The organism is Streptomyces sp. NPDC047453, from assembly GCF_040643155.1.
GTDB lineage: Bacteria > Actinomycetota > Actinomycetes > Streptomycetales > Streptomycetaceae > Streptomyces.
The window spans coordinates 1-21,626 of sequence record NZ_JBEYTS010000004.1 but is presented as its reverse complement, the minus strand read 5'-3'; the positions used below and the strand labels follow the sequence as shown (position 1 = coordinate 21,626).

The window sequence follows — 21,626 nt, the reverse complement described above, 5'->3', positions numbered from 1 at the left end:
CCCCGCGTGCGGGCGGCGCCGGAATGAACGCCGCTCTCCATGGAACTCGCGCGGACATGTCACCCCGACCCTTCGTCCCACTGGCCGGTGACCGGGCGCGCCAGGACACTGGAGCCGTGCCCACAGTCAAAGCGACGGCCGCGGCCGTCACCGCAGCCCTGGCGGCCGGCGCGGCGAGCGTCGCCGCGGGCCGGCTCGCGAGCGACGCCGCGCTCAAGGCGCTCCCGGGCCGGCCCCTGCCCACCGAACCCCGGCTCAGCGTGCACGGCACGGCCGCCGGGCAGATCAGCCTCACCCGGGACCTGGCCTCCCTGCGCCCGGGCACCTACGGCCTGGCCGGCAACGGCTCCCACGCGGTGGTCGGCCCCGTCCTGCCCACCGCCCCGCACCGGCCCGACACCGTCGTACGCCGGCTGGAGCGCGTCACCCACGGCGCCCTGCACCGCGGCGACAAGGTGTGGCTCACCCCGAACCTGCACATCGGCAACCCGCGCTCCGCCCTCGGCATCGAGCATGCCGACGTCGACATACCGGGCGAACTCGGCCCCCTGCCCGCGTGGTTCGTGCCCGGAGTCCGCGAGACCTGGGTGATCGCGGTGCACGGCCTGGGCGCCACCCGCGAACTCCCCATGAACATCATGGGGTTCCTGCACCGCCGGCACTTCCCGGTGCTGGCCCTCGCCTACCGCGGCGACCTCGGCGCGCCCCGTCCGCCGGACGGCCTGAACCACCTCGGCGAGACCGAGTGGCGCGACCTGGACGCGGCGATCCGCTACGCCGTGCGGTACGGCGCCGAGCGGATCGTTCTGCACGGCTGGTCCACCGGCGCCACGATGGCGCTGCGCGCCGCCACCCGCTCGGCTGTGCGCGAGCGGATCTCCGGACTGGTGCTGGACTCCCCGGTGCTCAACTGGGAGGTGACACTGCGGGCCCTGGCCCGGGCGCGGCACACCCCTGGCCCGCTGCTGCCGCTCGCGGTGCGCGCCGCGCAGGGGCGCACCGGTCTGTACGGCGACCGCCTGGCCGCGGCGACGGACCCGGAGGGGCTCACGGTACCGACGCTGATCTTCCACGGCCCGGGCGACCGGGTGGCCCCCTGGCAGCTCTCCCGCCGCCTCGCCGAACGCCGTCCCAACCTGGTCGCGCTGCACACGGTGCCGAACGCTCCGCACGGCGCGATGTGGAACGCCGACCCCGAGGGGTACGAGGAAGCCCTGCGGCGCTTCCTGACACCGCTGATGTGAGGTGGGGGCACGGTTCCGGTTCGCCCCGTGTCACCTGCCTCGGGGCCGGCGTCCGGACGGATCCTCGGACCCCTTTCGGAACCGGCCGGATGGTGCCTGTCCGGGGTCCTCTTTGCCCTCCCTTGGCCTTCTCCATCGCCTGCCGTGACATTCCGTTTGGGTTTTCGGACCGTCAACCGGAAGACTGCACCCGTGACGTCCCGTATCCCGCGCGACTCCAGGCTTCGCATCGTCCGCCCACGACCCCTGGCCGCCGCCCCCAGAGCCGTGAACCAGCGGCACACGCGCCGCCCCGCCCCGCGCCCCCCGGAGGGCACTCCGGCACCCGCGGAGCTGGCCAGAATGGCGCGCTCCCGTCTGGCCGGGGCGGCCCGCCTCGCCCGCTGGGCGGACGCCGCCCTCGGGCCCGGCCGCGGGGGGCCGACCACCGACGACAAGGCCACCCTCTCCGACGCGACCGCCGAGCGGGCGGCCGCCGATCTGGGCCTGACCGCCGCTCAGGTCCGTGCCGACTGGGACACCGCCCGGCTCGCCGGCCTCATCGAGGTGCACGGCGACAACGCCCGCCCCGGCTGGCGGCTGCGTGCCTGGCACCGCGACGACAGCGCCGTCCTGCGCGGCTGGGTGGCCCTCTTCGACGCCTGGTCGCTCGCCTGCCCGGAACCGGAGGGCCACGAGGCGGCCGCCGTCGCCGAGGTCGTCTCGGCCATGCCGCAGGTCCTGTCCTTCCTCCAGCTCTCCGCCGGACCCGTTCCCGTCGAGCAGCTCCTCGACCTCCTCCGCCAGCGCGTCACGGAACTGCGCACCGACCGCTGCGAGGTCCCCTACGACCCCGACGCCGCGGGTCCGGCGCCGGACGGTGCCGCGACCGCGGCGGTCGAGCCCGCCCCTGAACCGAAGACGGGCCTCCGGGCGGCCCCCACCACCGTCTCCGACGATGTGGCGGCTTCGGCGCCGGGTGGTGCCGCGACCGCCGAGTCCTCGGCTGCGGCTACCGGACTCGGTGCCGTTTCCGGCCCGGAGGCGGGCCTCCGAGTGGCGCCTGCCGTCCGGGCCACCGCCGTCTCCGACCCCGACAGCGCGGCGGCCGCCGCCTCCGGGCCAGCCCCCGGTGCCGGTCTCGGACTGGAGGACGGGGCATCGGCCCCGGCGATCCACGTGCCCGAGCCCGCCGCTCCCGTGTCCGCGACGCACGCCCAGGCACCGGGTGGTCCCGCCGCGGCCGTCTCCGGGCCCGAGGGCCAGGGGGCCCCGGCCCCCGGCAGTGCCCTTGCCGCCGTGCGCGAGGCGGGAAGCACCGTGACCGTGCTGTCCGGTGCCGCCGCCGAGGGCACCTCGCTCGCGCCGCTCCTCGACTGGGCCCTCCGGGCACTCGCCGCGGTGGGGGCGCTGACCGACGGGGACGGGCAGGCCACACTCACCCCGCTCGGGAGCTGGGCGGTGTGGGTCAAGCTGGAGCAGATCTGCGTGGCCGCGCAGAGCCCCGCCGGGAACATCGAGCAGTCGGCCGAGGACATGCTCCGCGGCTGCGCGCAACTGCGGCCCAACGCGGCCCGCGCCGAGTACCGCGCCTGGCTCGCCGCCCGCCCCGTCGGCAGCGCCGTCACCGAGCTGCTCGGCGGCGCCCGCGGGGAGGACGCCCTGCTGCGCGGACTCGCCTTCGAGGCGCTGCGGGTCGTCGGCGCGCCCGCCGAGCCCGACGTACGGGCCGTGCTCGACGAGCCGGCGCTCAGGCCCTACGCCCTGCTGTGGCTCGCCGAGCACGACGGCATCGACGCGGAGGACGCCCACGAGGTGCTCACCCGCGAGGAGGCCACATGGCTGTGGGTCGACACCGCCGCCGCCGTCACCGACCACGGTGAGGCCTCGATGCTCGTACGGCATCTGGAGGCCGCGGTGCAGCCCACCGTCCCGATGCTGCTCGACGAGGTGCGCACCGTGGGCCACCCCCGCACCGTGCAGGTGCTGGTCGCGCTCGCCGCCGCGCACCCGGACCCGGCGCTGGCCAAGGCCGTCCGCCGGGCGGCCTTCCAGGTCCACACCGGAGGCAGCTGACCCCCGGGACCGCGGGGCCGGTCAGCCCTCGACGCGGGGGGCGTACGTGCCGAAGCTCCAGATGTTGCCCTCGACGTCCCGGGCCATGTAGTCCCGGGAGCCGTAGTCCTGGTCGGTCGGGGGCATCAGGATCTCCGCGCCGTGGTCCGCCGCACGCCGGTGGTGGGCGTCCACGTCGTCCACCACGACGTACACCCCCGTGGGCCCCGCGCCGCGCATCGCCTCGTCGAAGCGGCCGCCGCGGCCCTTCGAGCCCAGCATCACCGCGCCGTGGCCCTGCACCAGCTCGGCGTGGTGTACGAGGCCGTCCTCGCCCTCGTACACCGCCAGTTCCGTGAAGCCGAAGGCTTCCGTCAGTTGCTTGACGGCCGCCTTGGCGTCCGCGTACAGCAGCGTCGGGTAGATGCTCGGGCGTTCGCCGGCCGTGTCCGCCATGCCGATCACTTCCTTGTGAGTCGGTTCGCACCGAGGAGTCCGGTGCGCCGCCCAGTCTGGCACCGGCCACTGACAGCGCCCCGGCGCAAACACCCGGAAAAGCGCTTGCCCGCCCCCGTTAGACTGTCCCCCATGGCCATTCTCCTCGTGCATTAGACGGCGGGTACGTCCTCAGCCGCCCACCCGCCACCCTCCCCCGAGCTCTTCGAGCAGGGGGCACCCCAGCCCTGGAGTCTGTCCGTGATCTCCGCTTCCGGCATCGAGCTGCGCGCCGGTGCCCGCGTCCTCATCGAGTCCGCCACCTTCCGCGTCGCCAAGGGCGACCGCATCGGCCTGGTCGGCCGCAACGGCGCCGGCAAGACCACCCTCACCAAGGTCCTGGCCGGCGAGGGCATCCCCGCCGGCGGCACCGTCACCCGGTCCGGTGAGGTCGGCTACCTCCCGCAGGACCCGCGCACCGGCGACCTCGACGTACTCGCCCGCGACCGCGTCCTTTCCGCGCGCGGCCTGGACGTGCTGATCCGCAGGATGCGCGAGAACGAGCAGCGCATCGCCACCGGCAAGGGCTCCACCCGCGAGAAGGCGCTCAAGCAGTACGAGCGCCAGGAGACCGAGTTCCTCACCAAGGGCGGGTACGCCGCCGAGGCCGAGGCCGCCACCATCGCCGCCGCGCTCAACCTGCCCGACCGGGTGCTCGGCCAGCCCCTGCACACCCTCTCCGGCGGTCAGCGCCGCCGCATCGAGCTGGCCCGGATCCTGTTCTCCGACGCCGACACCCTGCTCCTCGACGAGCCCACCAACCACCTCGACGCCGACTCGATCATCTGGCTGCGCGACTACCTGAAGACCTACCGCGGCGGCTTCATCGTGATCTCCCACGACGTCGACCTGGTCGAGACGGTCGTCAACAAGGTGTTCTACCTGGACGCCAACCGTGCCCAGATCGACGTCTACAACATGGGCTGGAAGCTCTACCAGCAGCAGCGCGAGGCCGACGAGAAGCGCCGCAAGCGGGAGCGGGCCAACGCCGAGAAGAAGGCCGCCGCGCTCAACGCGCAGGCCGACAAGATGCGCGCCAAGGCCACCAAGACGGTCGCCGCGCAGAACATGGCCCGCCGCGCGGACAAGCTGCTCAGCGGCCTGGAAGCGGTCCGCCAGTCCGACAAGGTCGCCAAGCTCCGCTTCCCGGAGCCGGCGCCCTGCGGCAAGACGCCGCTGACCGCCGAGGGCCTGTCGAAGTCGTACGGCTCCCTGGAGATCTTCACCGACGTCGACCTGGCCATCGACAAGGGCTCCCGAGTCGTCATCCTCGGCCTGAACGGCGCGGGCAAGACCACGCTGCTGCGCCTGCTGGGCGGGGTGGAGACCCCCGACACCGGCCGGGTCGTCGAGGGCCACGGCCTCAAGCTCGGCTACTACGCCCAGGAGCACGAGACCCTGGACGCGGACCGCACGGTGCTGCAGAACATGCGCTCGGCCGCTCCCGACATGGACCTGGTCGAGGTCCGCAAGGTGCTGGGCTCGTTCCTGTTCTCCGGCGAGGACGTCGACAAGCCGGCCGGGGTCCTCTCCGGCGGCGAGAAGACCCGCCTGGCACTGGCGACGCTGGTCGTCTCCTCCGCCAACGTCCTGCTGCTCGACGAGCCCACCAACAACCTCGACCCGGCCAGCCGCGAGGAGATCCTCGGCGCGCTGCGCACCTACAAGGGCGCCGTCGTCCTCGTCACGCACGACGAGGGCGCGGTCGAGGCACTGCAACCGGAGCGGATCATCCTGCTGCCCGACGGCGTCGAGGACCTGTGGGGCGCGGACTACGCGGATCTCGTCGCCCTCGCTTGACCGAACAGCTGATCAACGGAGTATGGATCATTCGGCCCATCGGTGATCCATCATCTGTGTGAGATCTCCTCGTATCGAGGTGTGTCCTCCATCGATTTCGCGGCCGAGCCCTTATGTGCCAAGGGCTCGGCCGCTGTGCGTCGCTGACCAGGTACTTCGCGGAAGAACCCGATCGGCGGTACGGACGCCGAGGCGCGGAGGAACGGATTCCGCTTGTGGGGATGTGCTCCTGTCGTCACGGGCGGGTCTCACGGACCTTGCCGAATGGGTGGCCATCGGGCCCCGGAGGGGTGATCATGAGGGGACCAGAGCGCACTTCCCATGAGGAGGCACGGGTGGCCGAGACTCTGAAGAAGGGCAGCCGGGTGACCGGCGCCGCGCGCGACAAGCTCGCGGCAGACCTGAAGAAGAAGTACGACGCCGGTGCGAGCATTCGGGCGTTGGCCGAGGAGACCGGCCGCTCGTATGGCTTCGTCCACCGGATGCTCAGCGAGTCGGGTGTCACGCTCCGTGGGCGTGGCGGGGCGACGCGGGGCAAGAAGGCCGCCTCGGCCTGAAACCGCGGGCGGCCCATCCGCTTTCGACGGTGACCACCCGGTCGGTTCTCCGATCGGCCGGATGGTTACTGTGCAGTCACTTACGATGCCCGCAGGGCATCCACGATGACCGCACCCGTCGGAGGCGCACCATGGCTTCGCCCAAGCACGACCTCGATCCGGTACTCGACAAGGACGGCGTACGGCTCACCGTCGACGACGCGGTCGCCACGGTGACGCTGGCCAACCCGGCCAAGCGCAACGCGCAGAGCCCGGCTCTGTGGCGGGCGCTGACCGAGGCCGGGCGGCTGCTGCCGGGCTCCGTCCGCGTCGTGCTGCTGCGCGGCGAGGGCAAGTCCTTCTCCGCGGGGCTCGACCGGCAGGCGTTCACGCCCGAGGGCTTCGACGGCGAGCCGTCGTTCATCGACCTCGCGCGTGGCTCCGACGCCGAGCTGGACGCGGCGATCGCCGAGTACCAGCAGGCGTTCACCTGGTGGCGCCGCAACGACATCGTGTCCGTCGCGGCGGTCCAGGGGCATGCCATCGGGGCGGGCTTCCAGCTGGCGCTCGCCTGTGATCTGCGCGTCGTCGCGGACGACGTGCAGTTCGCCATGCGCGAGACCAGCCTCGGGCTGGTGCCGGACCTCACCGGCACGCATCCGCTGGTGGGGCTGGTCGGCTACGGCCGCGCGCTGGAGATCTGCCTCACCGGCCGGTACGTGGGCGCAGCCGAGGCGGTGAACACCGGGCTGGCGAACCTCGCCGTGCCCGCGGACCAGCTCGACGAGACGGTACGGGACCTGGCCGCGGCGCTCCTGGCCGCGCCCCGTGACGCCGTGGTCGAGACCAAGGCGCTGCTGCGCGGTGCCCGGGAGCGGTCGTACGAGGAACAGCGCGCCGCCGAACGCGAGGCGCAGGCCCGGCGGCTGCGGGACCTGGCCGGCGCAGGCGACTGACGGCGGCGGTGTATCGGGCGCGCGATCGTGCCGGTGCGCCTACCGTGGTTCGGGACGACGACCGAAAGGACGTACGGCGATGACCACGGAACAGGACCGGACGAGGACCTCCGAGGGTGAGCGGGAGGTACCGGAGACCACCGCGACCCGCAGGGCGCAGGCCACCCGGCGCGGTCTGGGAGATCCCGCCACCCGGGGACGGACCACCATCGCCGACGGGGTCGTGGAGAAGATCGCCGGGATGGCCGCGCGCGACGTGGTCGGCGTGAGCGCCATGGGCAGCGGGTTCTCCCGGACCTTCGGGGCCGTGCGGGACCGCGTCCCGGGCGGTGCGAAGTCCGTGACCCGGGGTGTGAAGGCCGAGGTCGGCGAGGTGCAGACCGCACTCGACCTGGAGATCGTCGTCGACTACGGGGTGTCGATCATCGAGGTGGCGCGGGCGGTCCGGGAGAACGTGATCGCGTCGGTGGAGCGGATGACCGGTCTCGAGGTCGTCGAGGTCAACATCGCCGTCAGCGACGTGCAGCTGCCGGAGGAAGAGGAGGAGGAAGCCGAGCCGCGCATCCAGTGACGCACCGGCCACCACGCCGGCGAAGGACGGATGACGAAGGGCGACCGGACGACGGCCCGGCGACGGCCGAGGAGTTGAGGAGCGCGCAATGAGCATGGCCGTGGTCGGCATGATCGCCGGTATGGCGCTGGGCTTCGCCGGGTACTTCGGCGGCTTCGGCGCCTTCCTGCTGGTGGCGGCCCTGGGCGCCGTCGGCTTCGTCGTCGGCCGGTTCCTGGAGGGGGACCTGGAACTCGGCGACTTCTTCCGCCCCCGTGACCACCGCCGGAGGTGACCCGCGGTGAGCGGCGGGAACGGCGAGCCGGGCACCACCCCGGCCGGCATGCTGCCCGGCGAGCGCGGCGCGACGACGATCGCCGACCGCGTCGTCGCCAAGATCGCCGCACGGGCGGCCCGCGAGGCGCTCGGCGACCTGCCGCCGGACGCCGCGCCGCCGCACGCCACGGTGGTGGTGCGCCACGATGTCGCACGCGTCCGGATCGTCCTCGACCTCGCCTATCCGAGCGACATCGGCGCGTCCTGCCGTGAAGTGCGTCGCCAAGTGGTTGAGCGGGTAAGCGCGTTGGTGGGAATGCAGGTGCCGGAGGTCGCGGTCCGCGTGGAACGGCTGCACCTGGCACCCGCGTACGGCGCGGCACAGGGGAGGACGCGATGAGCGAGCCCCAGGGCTCCGACGGCACCACGCAGCGCCTGCCGGTCCTCGAGAAGGACGACACCCTCGGGCGGCCCGCCGCCCCGGACACCGACGGCTCCCCGCCCGTCCAGGAGGGCGCGGACGGCCGCGGCGGCCGCTTCTGGTCGGTGCGCCGGGTGCCCGCGGGCATCGTCGCGCTGCTGCTCCTGATCGTGGCGGGCGCCTTCCTGTACGACATCGCGGCCGTCCGCGCCGGCCGGCCCGCCCTGCGCTGGCGCCGGGAGCTGGCCCGGCAACTGGCGCAGCGGCCGCTGGACGACACCTGGGTGCTCGCCGGCGCGGGCGTCGCCGCGGTCCTCGGCCTGTGGCTGATCGTGCTCGCGGCCACTCCGGGGCTGCGCCGCCTGCTGCCCATGCGGCGCACCCACCCCGACGTACGGGCCGGGCTGCACCGGGAGGCCGCCGCGCTGGTGCTGCGCGACCGGGCCATGGAGATCGCCGGTGTGCGGTCGGTGCGCGTACGGCTGCGCCGCCGCAGGGCCGACGTACGCGTGGTCTCGCACTTCCGGGCGCTGGAGGAGGTGCGCGCCGACCTGGACACCGTGCTCGCCGAGGCGGTCCGGGGGCTGGGCCTGATCCGGCCGCCCGCCCTGTCGGTGCGCGTCGCGCGGCCCGGGCGGAAGGGGTGAGGACGTGCTCAGGATCGTCAACCGGGTGCTGACCGGGCTCATCGGACTGGTGCTGCTGGCGGTGGGCGGATCGGTGCTCGCCGTGGGGCTGGGCGTACGGCCGCCGTCGCGGTGGATCCACCGCGGCCCGCACGACGTCCTGCTGAGCACCGCCGAGCGGACACGGTGGCGGGAGGCCGGCTGGTGGTGGCCCGCCGTCCTCGCCGCCCTGGCGGTCCTGGTGCTGCTGGCCCTGTGGTGGCTGGTCGCGGTGGTGCGACGGCGGCGGCTCGGCGAGGTGGTCGTCGACACCGGGGACGGCGAGGCGGCACTGCTGCGGGGCCGGGCCCTGGAGGGTGTCCTGGCCGCGGACGCCGAGCAGCAGGACGGTGTCGCCGGCGCCCAGGTCCGTCTGACCGGCCGCCGCGGCGCCCCCAGGACCCATGTGCAGCTCCTCCTGGAACCCCATGTGGACCCGGGGTCGGCCCTGGACCACCTCACCGGCCAGGCCCTCGCCCACGCCCGGGACTCCGCCCGCCTCGCGGCGCTTCCGGCGGAGGTGCGGCTGAGGGCGGTCGGGCACCGTGCGGAACGGGTGAGCTGACCCGTCCGCGGCCCCGGTGCCCCGGCAGCGCCGAGCTCAGAACCCGTGCCGGGCCCCGCCGTCCACCGGCAGCATCACACCGGTGATGTAGGACGCCGCGGGCGACAGCAGGAACGCGGCCGCCCGGCCGAACTCCTCCGGCGTCCCGTACCTGCGCAGCGGCACCCGCGACTCGGCGGCCGCCCGGGTCGCCTCCGGATCCGCGGACAGCGCGTCCAGCTCGCGCACGCGGTCCGTGTCGATGCGGCCCGGCAGCACCCCCACGACCCGAATGCCCCGCGACCCCAGCTCGTCGGCGAGGGACTTGGCGAACCCGGCCAGCCCGGGCCGCAGGCCGTTGGAGATGGTCAGCCCCGGAATCGGCTCGTACACGGACCCGGACAGCACGAACCCGACGACCCCGCCCGGCTCCAGCTCGGCCGCCGCCGCGCGGGCGAGCCGCACCGCGCCGAGGAACACCGACTCGAACGCGGCCTGCCACTGCTCGTCGGTGTTGTCGGCGACGAAGCCGGCCGGTGGCCCGCCGACGCTCACGAGTACGCCGTGGAAGCCGCCGAAGTGCTCCCGCGCCGCCGCGATCAGCCGCGCCGGCGCCTCGGCGTCCGCGTTGTCCACGGCCATCCCGACCGCGTTCGGCCCCAGCTCGGCCGCCGCCTCCGCGACCCGCTCGCCGTCCCGCCCGGTGATGACCACCTTCGCGCCGTCGGCGACGAGCTCGCGCGCGGTGGCGTTGCCCAGTCCGCGCGTGGCGCCGGTGACGACGTACACCCGGTCCTTCAGTCCAAGATCCATGGCCCCTATCGTGCCCGGTCGCTGTGGCGCGGGGCGAGGCCGACGAGAACGTCCCGCGCTACACCGCCGCGGGTTCCGCCTCCGGCGTCGCTTCCTTCGCCGCCGCCTGCGCGCGCTCGCGGGCCTCGCGGCGCAGCAGGACCACCCAGCCGATCGGGACGCCCGCCGTGAACAGCCACCACTGGATGGCGTACGCCAGGTGCGGGCCGATGTCGCCGTGCTCCGGGTCGGGCAGCAGCTGGGGGCTGCCGCCCTGGGGCGCGGGCGAGGTCAGCTGGACGTAGCCGCCGAGGACCTGCTTCCCGAGCCGCTCGGCCTGCTGCGTGCTGCTGATCAGCATCACCTGGCGGTCGGGCAGGCCCTTGACGTCCTTGATGCCGCTCGCCGCGGTCGTCTCGTCGGGCATCAGCCGGCCGGTGACGGTGATCTCTCCGCGCGCGGGCGCCGGGATCGTCGGGAACGTCGTCTGCGAGGCGTCCGCGGGAACCCAGCCCCGGTTGACCAGCAGAATCCTGCCGTCCTCGAGGACGAAGGGGGTCAGCACGTGGTAGCCGACATCGCCGTTGTCGTTGGTGCGACGGCGCACGACCTCCTCGGCTGCGGTGTCGAAGTGCCCCTTGGCGGTGACCCTGCGGTACAGGTCGGCGTGCTTCACGGTCGCGCCGGGCGAGGTCAGCGACTCGGCCGGCACGGGCCGCGCGGCCAGCGATTCGGCGATCACCTGGTTCAGCGCGACCTTGTGCTCATGGCGGTGCAACTGCCAGAAACCCAGCCGGATCATCGTCGGGATCAGCGCGATCGCGACCATGGTGAGGATCACCCACTGGCGGGTCAACAGGAAGCGGTACACCCCACGACGGTACCTCTGCGGTCGTGGGGTGTTTTCGGCAGGGGTGTCCTCAAACGCGGTCGACGATCCCGACCCTCCCCTCGGCGCGGGCGCAGTGCGCGCCGCAGTACCAGTGGCCCTCGACCTCGACGCCCTGCCCGATGATCTGGACACGACAGTGCTCGCAGATCGGTGCCATGCGGTGGATCGCGCAGGCGAAGCAGTCGAAGACGTGCACCGAGCCCTGGGCGTGCACCTCGAAGGTCATTCCGTAGTCATTGCCGCATACTTCACATCTCGCCATGCGCCACAGGGTGAGCCGTGGCCGCGGCGCGGGCGAGCGGACCGTGGGCGAGTCGCCCGGTAATCACCCGTACGCCCGTCAGCGGCTCTCCGCCGGCTCCACGTCCCTGAGCAACTGCCCGAACGCCGCCTCGTCCACCACCGGAGTGCCGTACTGGCGCGCCTTGACCACCTTCGACGTGCCCGAGTCCGGGTCGTTGGTCACCAGCAGGCTGGTCAGCCGGGACAGACTGGTGGCCACGTGCAGTCCGGCCTCGGTGGCCCGGTCCTCCAGCAGTTCGCGGTCGGTGGAGGTGTCGCCGGAGAAGGCCACCCGCATGCCCTGCTTGAGGCGCTTGCCGTCCTCGTAGCGACCCGGGTTGGGGTACGGGCACGCGGGCCGCTTGCGCGAGGGGCGCCAACTGCCCGCGCGGTAGCCGCCGTGGCCGCCCGACTGCTGCCGGGGCACGGGCCGGTCCGACCACTCCGTCAGCGGCCGGCACTCCAGCAGCGGCAGCCGCATCCCGCCCGCCGCCGCAGCCCGCAGGCTCGGCCGGAACGCCTCGGCCAGCACGCGCGCGTCGTCCAGCGCGTGGTGCGCCCGCTGCTGCACGACGCCGAAGTGCGCCGCCAGCGACTCCAGCTTGTGGTTGGGCAGGGGCAGGTCCAGCTCCTTGGCGAGCGCGATGGTGCACAGCCGCTGCCGCACCGGCGCCTCACGCTTCGCGCGCGCGTACTCCCGCGCGATCATCTGCCAGTCGAACACCGCGTTGTGCGCGACGAGCACCCGGTCCGCCAGCCGCACGGCGAACTCCTCGGCGATGTCGGCGAACAGCGGCGCGCTCTCCAGGGTGTCGCTCGTCAGTCCGTGGATCCACACCGGTCCCGGATCCCGCTCGGGGTTGACCAGCGTGTACCAGTGGTCCTCGACCTCGCCGCGCGCGTCCAGCCGGTAGACCGCCGCGGAGATGATGCGGTCGTCCCGGGCCAGGCCGGTGGTCTCCACGTCAACGACCGCGTATCCCTTCGGATACGCGGTCGGCCACGGTGTGGGGGACAACCCTGCGAGCGTGCGGTCTTCGAGCATGGTCACTGAGGATACGGGCCACGACTGACACCCTCGCCCACCGGTCGCCCCGCGGAGCCGGCGAACGGCTGCCCGCGGGACCGGGGGTGTGCCTCACGGGACATCAGGAACCGTGCGGGGACAGGAGGGACGAACCGTGCGATCCTCCGTCCTGTGACGGAACCAACGCATGACGAGCCGCACGGCGGCGCGCTCGGCTCGCGGCTCAACTGGCTGCGGGCGGCCGTCCTCGGCGCCAACGACGGCATCGTGTCCACCGCGGGACTCGTTGTCGGCGTGGCCGGTGCGACGGACTCCCGTTCGGCACTGCTGACCGCGGGACTGGCCGGTCTGCTCGCCGGGTCGATGTCGATGGCGGCGGGGGAGTACGTGTCGGTGTCGACGCAGCGGGACTCGGAGATGGCCGCGCTGGCCGTGGAGAAACGGGAGCTGCGCGAGCAGCCCGAGGCGGAGCTGCGGGAGCTGACCGACCTGCTCCAGGCGCGCGGACTCTCGCGTGACGTGGCCAGGGAAGCGGCGGAGCAGCTCACCGAGCGGGACGCGCTGCGCGCGCACGCCAGCGTGGAGCTCGGCATCAACCCCGAGGAGCTGACCAACCCGTGGCACGCGGCCGGGGCGAGCTTCCTGGCGTTCACGGTGGGCGCGCTGCTCCCCCTGCTGGCCATCGTGCTCCCGCCGGCGGACTGGCGGTTGGGCGTCACCGTGCTGTCCGTCCTGGCCGCCCTCGTCCTCACCGGCTGGAGCAGTGCCCGGCTGGGGGCGGCGAGGCCGGGCCGGGCGGTGCTGCGGAACGCGGCCGGCGGGGCGCTGGCCATGGCGGTGACCTATGTCGCGGGGACCCTGCTGGGCGCGGTGGGAGTCTGACGCCCCCTTCGCGCACCGAGCCCGCCGTCTCCGCTCACCAGCGGATCGGCAACGGCAGCGCCGTCAGCAGCCCCGACACCGCGACGACCGCGCCGAGGACGGCGACCTCGGCCCGCGCGGGGGCGCAGGCGGTCAGCGGGTCGGGTGCCCTCCGCAGCCGGATCCGGGCCCACAGGGCGAGCAGGGCGACGCCGGCCACGAGGATCACCTTGGCGAGCAGGGTGCGGCCGTAGGCCGTCGCTGTCAGCTGGTGCAGCACCGTGTCCGCCGGCATCCGGCGCAGCGTGCTGCACACACCCGTCGCGGTCACCCCGGCGAGCGCGGCGGCCGCCACGCGCGCGTAGCGGCCCAGCAGGGCGGCACCCGCCGCCGCTCCGCGCCACAGCCGCAGCGTGCGCAGCACGTGCAGCAGACCGCCCACCCACAGGGCGCCGCAGACCAGGTGCACGACGGTCAGCGCGGAGCCGACGAGCGGGGTGCTCTCGGTCCCGGGGTGCGCGCGCAGGGCCTCGGCCACGACCACCGCGGCGAGCGGCCACAGCTGCGTTGCCGGGCGCCGGGAGACGGCGCACAGGCCGGTGACGAGGAAGGCGTTGACCTCCAGCAGGGCCAGGGCCCCGTCCCGGGTCCGGTAGAGGCCGCCGACGTCGATCTGTGCCGGGCTGTGCGGTACCAGGTTGCCGGTGGCCACCACGGAAGCGAGGCCCACGGCGGCGAGGAGACCGGCGGCGGCCGCGTAGAGGGCCCAACTGCGGGGAAGTTCGGCCGGGGCTCCGGGCAGGCGGGCGGCCGGCCCGTTCACGAACAGCTCGCCGACGGGGACGCAGACCGCCGCGAACAGCACCGTCCGCAGCACCGCTATGCCGCCGGTGCCGGGGGCCGCCGCCTCTCCGGTGCCGTGCAGGGCGGCGGACGGACCCAGCAGGGGTATGAGCGCGGCGAGTGCCACCAGAACGAGGACGGCGACGGCCCGGGCCGTCGCGCCGCGCCGCCCCGTCCCTCGCGCGTCCCCCGTCCCGGCGGCCGGTCGTATGAGCGTCACCCAATGATCTTCGCCAGCCACCCCGAACGGGGCAAGCGCGCGCGGCCAAGTGGGGGAGCACGGTTCCGCCCGCACCGTCCTGGCACGCCCTGTCCCCGGCGACTCCCGGTGTCAGGTGTTGTCACGTGCCCTGTGCCCGGGGGTGCGGACCGAGCCGGACGCCGTCGTCGTCACCTCACCCGACGACACCCGCGCGGCGATCGCGGCCGACGCGCCCGCCGCCGGCGTCCCAGTGCGCGCGGAGAAGCCGTCGGCCACCCGGCTGCCGACCGTTTCGGTCAGGTCCAGCGGGGTGCGTCCGCGCCCCAGGGCCCCGGAGGCCGGGACCAGTCGGACGGGGCGCCGGTGAAGGAGACGGGCGTGCGTGCGTGGCGCAGGCGCCCGATCCGGCTGGTTGTCTCGCCGAGCCAGGGGCCGGGACCGTCGTAGGCGGAGCCCTGCACGGTGTCCGTCGCGGGGACCGGTCCGGTGCCGGTCCGCGTCAGCCAGGACGCCGTGCGCGCCAGGGCCAGCCGTACGACCTGGGTGCCGCCCTCCGTCGTCTGCTCGGTCAGGGCGCGCAGCACCGCCGCCGCCAGCAGATAGCCCGTGCCGTGGTCCAGGGCCTGCGCGGGCAGGGCGCCGGGCTGCTCGGGCGACCCTTCGATCGCGGCGATGCCGGTGGCGACCTGTACGAGGCTGTCGAAGCCCCGGCGTCCGCCCCACGGGCCGTATGCGCCCCACGCCGACAGCTGTGCCACGACCAGGCCGGGGCGCCGCTCGGCCAGCGCCTCGGCGGAAAGCCCGAACCGGTCCAGGGCGCCGGGCCGGTACCCGGTGACCACGACGTCCGCCGCGGCGAGCAACTCCTCGAAGGCGGCCCGGTCGGCCGCGAGGTCCAGGGCCGCCGACCGCTTCCCGAAACCGGTGTCCGCGTGCAGGCCTGCCTCTTCGGGATGGTCCGGCGCGTCCACGCGCAGCACGTCCGCGCCCAGCAGGGCGAGCGTCCGGGTGGCGACGGGGCCGGCGAGCACCCGGGTCAGGTCGAGCACGCGCAGCCCGGCGGTGGGCAGCAGGGGAGCGCTCGGCACGGGCGCGAGCACGCGCGCGTGTGCCTCGTCCAAGCGCTCCCGCTCGACCAGCGGCCGGGCGGCCACCGCGGCACCCTGCTCGTGCGCGGCCCATTCCTCGGGAGTGCGCAGTGCGACGGCGAGGCCTCCGGCCGCGTACACGGCCTCCTCGACCTCCCGCGCGGACCGTTCGGCGAGCGCGGACGCGACCCGGTCCACGTCGTCCGGCGCTTCCAGCGCGCGGAGCAACAGCTCCCGGTGGTGGGGGTAGTTGGCGTGCGTGCGCACCCAGCCGTCCGCCGTCCGCCAGAACCGCGACAGCGGCGCGAAGGAGACGGGCGCGTTCCCGTCCACCCGTAGCTGCCGCTCGCTCGTGAAGGCCGTGGCCACGGCGCCGTCGTCCCCCCGAACCGCCGGCACCGCGGCGAGCCCCGCCCGCAGCGCGCCCAGTTCGGCGGCGGCCAGGGCACAGGCACACACGCAGGTGCGTGCCAGTTCCCGTACGGGAAGGCGCGCCGCAAGCGCGCCTTCCCGCTGCACGGTGGTGACCCGCGACAGGAGGGCGGGATCGCCGCCCAGCGCGGACCACGCGAAGGAAAGATCAGTCATGACCGCACTATGCGGTACCGACCGACATCTCCCGTGTCTACTTGGTCACGGCGTTGAGGGCGTTGACGACGCCCTCGCCGTAGAAGGCGTTCTTGCCCTCGCCGCCCTTGCACACGGCGTCGATCTTGCCGTCGCCGTTGATGTCGTACGGGGTCGTGCACTCCTTCTTGTCGGCACCCTGGGCCAGCAGCGCCTTCACCTGGTTCGGCCTGGCCTCCGGGTGGGTCGACTTGATGAGCGCGGCGACACCCGCGACGTGCGGTGACGCCATCGACGTACCGGCCATGTAGCCGTACCCGCCGCCCGGCAGCGTGCTGTAAATCCGGCCGTCGACGGCAGGGGCGTCGGGCGCCTGGTAGCGGGTCGAGTCGCCGCCCGGCGCGGCGACGTCGATGATGCCCTGGCCGTAGTTGGAGAACGACGACTTGATGCCCTTGGCGCCGACGGAGGCGACCGTGACGACACCCGGCAGCTGTGCCGGGATGTCCAGGCACTTCTTCGGGTCGATCACCCGCTTACCGGCGGTGCCGTCGTTCGGGCTGACCACGTCGAGGATCGACTTGCCGGCCAGGTCCCAGTTGTCGTTGCCGGCGGCCGCGACGTTGACCGTGCCCTTGCTCTCCGCGTACTTGGTGGCGCGCGACACGGCCTCCACCAGAGCCTTCTGGTCCAGGTCGTCCCCGCAGTTGAACTGCCACGGGTCGGTGTAGTAGCTGTTGTTGGTGACGTCCACGCCGTGCTCGGCGGCCCAGATGAAGCCGCACACCACGGCCTCCGTGTAGAACCAGCCGCCGGGCGTCGACACCTTGATGCCGGACACCTTCACACCCGGGGCGACCCCGACCACGCCGATGCCATTCTTCGCGGCGGCGATCTCACCGGCGACGTGCGTGCCGTGCGCGCTCTCGCCCTTGTTCGGCCGCCAGGCGCCGTCGGCCGTGTTCGGCTTGCCCGACACGCAGTTCACCGAAGCGGCCCGGTTGAAGTTGGGGGCGAGGTCCGGGTGGGTGTCGTCCACACCGGTGTCGATCACGCCGACGGTGACCTTGGAGCTGCCCAGGGTGACCTCGTGGGCCTTGTCCGCCTTGATCATCGGCAGGTCCCACTGCAGGCCCTGCAGCGGATCCTGACCGGGGGCGGCCGCTTCGGCCGCCGCCTGCATCTCCGCGTCGGTGAGCACCTCCGGTGCCCACATCTCCGTGGTCGTCTGCGGGGACAGCGGAGCGGTCCGGGTGGAGCCCGCCGACTCGACCCCCTGGTCCTCGCGTATCTCCTTGGCGAAGTCGGCGTTCGACGAGTGGACGACGATGACGCCGATCTGGTCGTAGGCGATGACGACCGAGCCGCCGGCCTTGCCGATCGCCTTCTGCACGTCCGCGGAGCTGTGGCCGGGACGGACGTTGACGACGTAGCTCAGCGCGTCCCCGGCGGCGGCCGCGGAGATGCTCTGCGCGGCGGCCACCTGCTGACCGGCCTCGGTGGCGGACGCCACGTTCGGCAGGAACGCGAGAGCGGAGGCGACGGCCATGCCGAGCGGGATGGTGACGGTACGCCGGTTGAGGCGAACGCTCATGTGAACTCCAGAGTTTCGAACCATTGCAGTGCGGCATGCGACAGGCATGCGAAACGTGGGGGGCGTGTGGGGAAGTGACGGGCCGTGCCGGTCACTTGACCGCGCGGAGCGCGTTGACGATGCCGGAGCCGTAGAACCCGTTGTGGTTCTCGTTGCCCTTGCAGAACGAGTCGACTACGCCGTTGCCGTCGGGGTCGTAGGGCTCGACCGGGCACCCCGGGTTGTCCGCCTGGGCCTTGAGCAGGGCCATCAGCTCGGCGGGCGTCGCCTTCGGATGCGTCGACTTCAGCAGCGCGGCGACACCGGCGACGTGCGGGGCCGCCATCGAGGTTCCCTGCAGGTAGGCGTACTGGCCATTCGGCATCGTGGACAGGATGCGGCCATTGCCCGACGGGGTGTCGGGGATCTGGTACTTGTCGCCGCCCGGCGCGGCGACGTCGATGACGCCGTGGCCGTAGTTGGAGTAGTACGACTTGAGGTTCTGCACGCCGGTGGCGGCGACCGTCACCACACCCGGCAGCTGGGCCGGTGCGTCGAGGCACTTCTTCGGGTCGATCGTGCGACTCACCGTGGTCGTGTCGTTCGGGCTGGAGTCGTCGACGATCGACTTGGCGGCCAGATCGTGGTTGGAGTTGCCCGCCGAGGCCACGTTCAGGGTGCCCTTGCCCTGGGCGTACAGCTGAGCGCGGTTGACGGCGTCGGCGATGGCCTTCTGGTCCGCCTCGTCACGGCAGTTGTACTTCCACGGGTCCACGTAGTAGCTGTTGTTGGTTATCTGGACGTCGTGGTCGGCGGCGAACACGAAGGCGCAGACGACGCTCTCGGCGTAGAACCACTGGTTCTCGTCCGGCTGGGCGACCGTGATGCCCGAGACCCGCACACCGGGCGCCACGCCCGCGACCCCGGTGCCGTTGCGGGCCGCGGCTATCTCACCCGCCACGTGCGTGCCGTGGTAGTGGTCCGCGTCCACCGGCCGCCAGGAGCCGTACGTGGTGTCCGCCTTGCCGCTGACGCAGTTCGCGGACTGGGCGGCGGAGAAGTTCGGGGCGAGGTTCGGGTGGGTGTCGTCGACGCCGGTGTCGATCACGGCGACGGTGACCTTCGCACTGCCCGGGTTGATCGCGGCGGCCTTGTCGGCACCGATCGCCCGCAGGTCCCACTGGTTGGCCTCGAGCGGCTCGAGGGGCACCGAACCCTTCGTCTGCTTCGCCGTCTTGGCGGCCTTCGTCAGCTGCGCGACCTCGTCCTCGGACAGGTACTGCGCCGCGCCCACGTCTGTCGTCCCCGACGCGGTCAGCGGCGCGGTACGGGTGGCACCCGCCGAGTCCACCCCGGGGGTTTTGCGGATGGTACTGCCGAAGTCCGGGTTCGCGGAGCGGACCACGATGACGCCGATCTGGTCGTACGTCATCACGACGGTGCCGCCGGCCGCGGTGATCGACCGTTGTACCTGGGCGATCGTGTGACGGTCCGTCTTGGTGTTGACGACGTAAGACATGGTCGGCGCGTCCTGCGCCTCCGCCGCCGAGGCCGCGCGGGGCGCCGCCGACGCCGCCGAGGGCAGGAAGCCGAGTGACGCGGTCAGCGACAGCGCGACCGGTACGGCCAGGGCAAGGCGGCGTCTGGAACGCAGATGAGCCATGGGGTCTCCACATCATCCGGGTGAAGACCTGCCCGGCGACAGGTGGCAGCCCAGGCAGGTACATGACGGGTAGTGCAGGGTGAAGCTATCCCGCCGCCTCCCTCACCAGCAATGACTTAGCAATGACTTGTTCAGACCGGTTGCGAAACAACCAACGGGACTTGAACCGGTCACCGCGTGGCGCCGTGGACCTTGGGCGGGGCCCCCGAGCACGATCGGGCCCCTGTCCCAACCGCATCCGACACGCGAGGAGACCGAAGTGGCCACCGAGACACCGCCACCCTCGAAGACCCAGGCCCCACTCCCGACCACCGAGGAGTTCCTCGCGGTGCGGGACAGCGCGGAGTTCGGTGAACTGCGCCGTTCCTACCGATCCTTCGCCTTCCCGCTGACCGTCGCCTTCATCGCCTGGTACCTGTTGTACGTGCTGCTCTCCAACTACGCGGGCGGCTTCATGGGCACCAAGCTGTTCGGCAACATCAACGTCGCCCTCGTCCTGGGCCTCGCCCAGTTCCTCACCACGTTCCTCATCGCCTGGTGGTACGCGCGGCTCGCCGCCGTCAAGCTCGACCCCAAGGCCGAGGCCATCAAGTCCCGGATGGAGAACGCCGAATGAGCCCCGCGATCGCACCCACGCTGACCCTCGCGGCCGGTGAGGCGAGCCGGCACCGGCCGCTGATCATCACCCTGTTCGCGGTGTTCGTCCTCGCGACCCTCGTCATCACCGTCTGGGCCGGCCGGCAGACCAAGGACGCCGCCGACTTCTACGCCGGCGGACGGCAGTTCACCGGCTTCCAGAACGGCCTCGCGGTCTCCGGCGACTACATGTCCGCCGCGTCCTTCCTCGGCATCGCCGGCGCCATCGCGCTGTTCGGCTACGACGGCTTCCTGTACTCCATCGGCTTCCTCGTCGCCTGGCTGGTCGCCCTGCTCCTGGTCGCCGAACCACTGCGCAACTCCGGCCGGTACACCATGGGCGACGTACTGGCCTACCGGATGCGCCAGCGCCCGGTCCGCACCGCGGCCGGCACCTCCACCATCGTGGTGTCGATCTTCTACCTGCTGGCCCAGATGGCCGGCGCCGGCGTCCTCGTCTCGCTGCTGCTCGGCATCACCAGCGACGGAGGCAAGATCGCCATCGTCGCGCTGGTCGGCGTGCTGATGATCGTCTACGTCACCATCGGCGGCATGAAGGGCACCACCTGGGTGCAGATGGTCAAGGCCGTGCTGCTCATCGCCGGCGCCGTGCTGCTCACCTTCCTGGTCATGCTGAAGTTCAACTTCAACATCTCCGACCTGCTCGGCAAGGCCGCCGCCAACAGCGGCAAGGGCAGCGCCTTCCTGGAGCCCGGACTGAAGTACGGCGCCACGGGCACCACCAAGCTGGACTTCCTCTCGCTCGGCATCGCCCTGGTCCTCGGCACCGCCGGTCTGCCGCACATCCTGATCCGCTTCTACACCGTTCCCACGGCCAAGGCCGCCCGCAAGTCCGTGATCTGGGCGATCGGCCTGATCGGCGCCTTTTACCTGATGACCCTCGCGCTCGGCTTCGGCGCCGCCGCGCTCATCAAGTCCGACGAGATCATCGCCTCCAACAAGGCGGGCAACACCGCGGCGCCACTACTCGCCCTGCACCTGGGCGGAGTCGACTCCAACTGGGGCGCCATCCTGCTGGCCTCCATCTCCGCCGTCGCCTTCGCCACGATCCTGGCCGTCGTCGCCGGCCTGACCCTGGCCTCGTCCTCCTCCTTCGCCCACGACATCTACGCCAACGTCATCAAGAAGGGCACCGCCACCGAGAAGCAGGAGGTGAACGCGGCCCGCTGGGCGACCGTCGGCATCGGCGCGGTCTCGATCGTCCTGGGCGCCCTCGCTCGCGACCTGAACGTCGCAGGACTGGTCGCGCTCGCCTTCGCCGTCGCCGCCTCCGCCAACCTGCCCACGATCCTCTACAGCCTGTTCTGGAAGCGGTTCACCACCTCCGGAGCCCTGTGGTCGATCTACGGCGGTCTGGTCACCGCGGTCGGCCTGGTGCTGTTCTCGCCGGTGGTCTCGGGCAAGCCGACGTCGATGTTCCCCGACGTCGACTTCCACTGGTTCCCGCTGGAGAACCCCGGCCTCATCTCGATTCCGGTCGGCTTCCTGCTCGGCGTCGTGGGCACCCTCCTGTCCAAGGAGACCCCCGACGACGCCAAGTACGCCGAACTGGAGGTGCGCTCCATGACGGGCACCGGAGCGCACTGAACGCCCACCCGTCCATGGTCCGCAACCGCTGGCCGGCGAAGGGGAGGTGGGGACGATGACCTACGTCATCG

Annotated in this window: 22 protein-coding genes; 13 read left to right on the top strand and 9 right to left on the bottom strand. The window is 72.8% G+C overall.

The genetic code is table 11. The features are described from left to right. Positions 1–116 precede the first annotated feature (116 nt). Complete coding sequence (locus ABZ818_RS05610; protein WP_361411240.1) at positions 117–1,244, top strand: alpha/beta fold hydrolase; 1,128 nt, start codon at positions 117–119, stop codon at positions 1,242–1,244. Between the two features lie 342 nt (positions 1,245–1,586). Then, the gene (locus ABZ818_RS05605) at positions 1,587–3,299 is read left to right on the top strand and encodes a hypothetical protein (RefSeq protein WP_361411238.1); all 1,713 of its coding nucleotides are present in this window, start codon (positions 1,587–1,589) and stop codon (positions 3,297–3,299) included. 21 nt (positions 3,300–3,320) lie between these two features. On the opposite strand, the gene ABZ818_RS05600 is transcribed toward ABZ818_RS05605, so the two are convergent. Next, positions 3,321–3,734 carry a VOC family protein gene (locus tag ABZ818_RS05600; RefSeq protein WP_361411236.1) on the bottom strand — a complete coding sequence of 138 codons (414 nt, stop codon included), beginning with the start codon at positions 3,732–3,734 and terminating at the stop codon, positions 3,321–3,323. A 240-nt stretch (positions 3,735–3,974) separates the two neighbouring features. On the opposite strand from ABZ818_RS05600, the gene ABZ818_RS05595 reads away from it, so the two are divergent. The 8 genes from ABZ818_RS05595 (at position 3,975) to amaP (ending at position 9,542) form a co-directional block, all read left to right on the top strand. Further along, positions 3,975–5,573: an ABC-F family ATP-binding cassette domain-containing protein gene (locus ABZ818_RS05595; protein ID WP_361411234.1), complete on the top strand. Its 1,599-nt coding sequence runs from the start codon at positions 3,975–3,977 to the stop codon at positions 5,571–5,573. Positions 5,574–5,908: 335 nt separating this feature from the next. Continuing rightward, on the top strand, positions 5,909–6,130 hold the full coding sequence (locus tag ABZ818_RS05590; protein WP_018567695.1) for a helix-turn-helix domain-containing protein: 222 nt from the start codon (positions 5,909–5,911) through the stop codon (positions 6,128–6,130). 131 nt (positions 6,131–6,261) lie between these two features. After that, positions 6,262–7,065 (top strand): enoyl-CoA hydratase/isomerase family protein, encoded by an 804-nt coding sequence (locus tag ABZ818_RS05585; protein ID WP_361411232.1) that lies wholly within the window; start codon positions 6,262–6,264, stop codon positions 7,063–7,065. Between the two features lie 79 nt (positions 7,066–7,144). Beyond that, positions 7,145–7,636, top strand: coding sequence for an Asp23/Gls24 family envelope stress response protein (locus ABZ818_RS05580; protein ID WP_361411230.1), 492 nt, complete (start codon positions 7,145–7,147; stop codon positions 7,634–7,636). 88 nt (positions 7,637–7,724) lie between these two features. Beyond that, the gene (locus ABZ818_RS05575) at positions 7,725–7,910 is read left to right on the top strand and encodes a hypothetical protein (protein ID WP_361411228.1); all 186 of its coding nucleotides are present in this window, start codon (positions 7,725–7,727) and stop codon (positions 7,908–7,910) included. Between the two features lie 48 nt (positions 7,911–7,958). Continuing rightward, positions 7,959–8,291 carry a hypothetical protein gene (locus ABZ818_RS05570; RefSeq protein WP_361411651.1) on the top strand — a complete coding sequence of 111 codons (333 nt, stop codon included), beginning with the start codon at positions 7,959–7,961 and terminating at the stop codon, positions 8,289–8,291. Then, the gene (locus tag ABZ818_RS05565; RefSeq protein WP_361411226.1) at positions 8,288–8,959 is read left to right on the top strand and encodes a DUF6286 domain-containing protein; all 672 of its coding nucleotides are present in this window, start codon (positions 8,288–8,290) and stop codon (positions 8,957–8,959) included. The genes ABZ818_RS05570 and ABZ818_RS05565 overlap by 4 nt, the downstream gene beginning before the upstream one ends. 4 nt (positions 8,960–8,963) lie before the next feature. Then, positions 8,964–9,542 carry an alkaline shock response membrane anchor protein AmaP gene (gene amaP / locus ABZ818_RS05560; protein ID WP_361411224.1) on the top strand — a complete coding sequence of 193 codons (579 nt, stop codon included), beginning with the start codon at positions 8,964–8,966 and terminating at the stop codon, positions 9,540–9,542. Positions 9,543–9,578: 36 nt separating this feature from the next. Here amaP and ABZ818_RS05555 read toward each other — a convergent pair whose 3' ends face one another. The 4 genes from ABZ818_RS05555 to ABZ818_RS05540 form a co-directional block, all read right to left on the bottom strand. Then, positions 9,579–10,334, bottom strand: coding sequence for an SDR family oxidoreductase (locus ABZ818_RS05555; protein WP_361411222.1), 756 nt, complete (start codon positions 10,332–10,334; stop codon positions 9,579–9,581). Between the two features lie 58 nt (positions 10,335–10,392). Next, entirely contained in the window at positions 10,393–11,184 is a 792-nt protein-coding gene (locus ABZ818_RS05550; RefSeq protein ID WP_361411220.1) for an SURF1 family protein, read from the bottom strand. Between the two features lie 49 nt (positions 11,185–11,233). Next, positions 11,234–11,467 (bottom strand): hypothetical protein, encoded by a 234-nt coding sequence (locus ABZ818_RS05545; RefSeq protein ID WP_141362214.1) that lies wholly within the window; start codon positions 11,465–11,467, stop codon positions 11,234–11,236. A gap of 78 nt (positions 11,468–11,545) precedes the next feature. Continuing rightward, positions 11,546–12,532 carry a DEDDh family exonuclease gene (locus tag ABZ818_RS05540; RefSeq protein ID WP_361411218.1) on the bottom strand — a complete coding sequence of 329 codons (987 nt, stop codon included), beginning with the start codon at positions 12,530–12,532 and terminating at the stop codon, positions 11,546–11,548. Positions 12,533–12,685: 153 nt separating this feature from the next. Between ABZ818_RS05540 and ABZ818_RS05535 the strand changes: the two genes are divergently transcribed. After that, on the top strand, positions 12,686–13,396 hold the full coding sequence (locus tag ABZ818_RS05535; protein ID WP_361411216.1) for a VIT family protein: 711 nt from the start codon (positions 12,686–12,688) through the stop codon (positions 13,394–13,396). Positions 13,397–13,430: 34 nt separating this feature from the next. Here ABZ818_RS05535 and ABZ818_RS05530 read toward each other — a convergent pair whose 3' ends face one another. The 4 genes from ABZ818_RS05530 to ABZ818_RS05515 all read right to left on the bottom strand — a co-directional run bounded on the left by ABZ818_RS05530 (position 13,431) and on the right by ABZ818_RS05515 (position 19,311). Continuing rightward, entirely contained in the window at positions 13,431–14,438 is a 1,008-nt protein-coding gene (locus ABZ818_RS05530) for a CopD family protein (RefSeq protein WP_361411214.1), read from the bottom strand. A gap of 278 nt (positions 14,439–14,716) precedes the next feature. Further along, positions 14,717–16,096 carry a CoA transferase gene (locus tag ABZ818_RS05525; protein ID WP_361411212.1) on the bottom strand — a complete coding sequence of 460 codons (1,380 nt, stop codon included), beginning with the start codon at positions 16,094–16,096 and terminating at the stop codon, positions 14,717–14,719. 37 nt (positions 16,097–16,133) lie between these two features. After that, positions 16,134–17,669, bottom strand: coding sequence for a S8 family serine peptidase (locus tag ABZ818_RS05520; protein WP_361411210.1), 1,536 nt, complete (start codon positions 17,667–17,669; stop codon positions 16,134–16,136). A 91-nt stretch (positions 17,670–17,760) separates the two neighbouring features. Beyond that, positions 17,761–19,311 (bottom strand): S8 family serine peptidase, encoded by a 1,551-nt coding sequence (locus ABZ818_RS05515; RefSeq protein ID WP_361411208.1) that lies wholly within the window; start codon positions 19,309–19,311, stop codon positions 17,761–17,763. Positions 19,312–19,570: 259 nt separating this feature from the next. Between ABZ818_RS05515 and ABZ818_RS05510 the strand changes: the two genes are divergently transcribed. Together ABZ818_RS05510 and ABZ818_RS05505 are read left to right on the top strand one after the other, a co-directional pair. Next, positions 19,571–19,927: a DUF485 domain-containing protein gene (locus ABZ818_RS05510; RefSeq protein WP_361411206.1), complete on the top strand. Its 357-nt coding sequence runs from the start codon at positions 19,571–19,573 to the stop codon at positions 19,925–19,927. After that, positions 19,924–21,555, top strand: a complete 1,632-nt coding sequence (locus ABZ818_RS05505) for a cation acetate symporter (RefSeq protein WP_361411204.1) — start codon at positions 19,924–19,926, stop codon at positions 21,553–21,555. The genes ABZ818_RS05510 and ABZ818_RS05505 overlap by 4 nt, the downstream gene beginning before the upstream one ends. Positions 21,556–21,626: the final 71 nt, after the last annotated feature.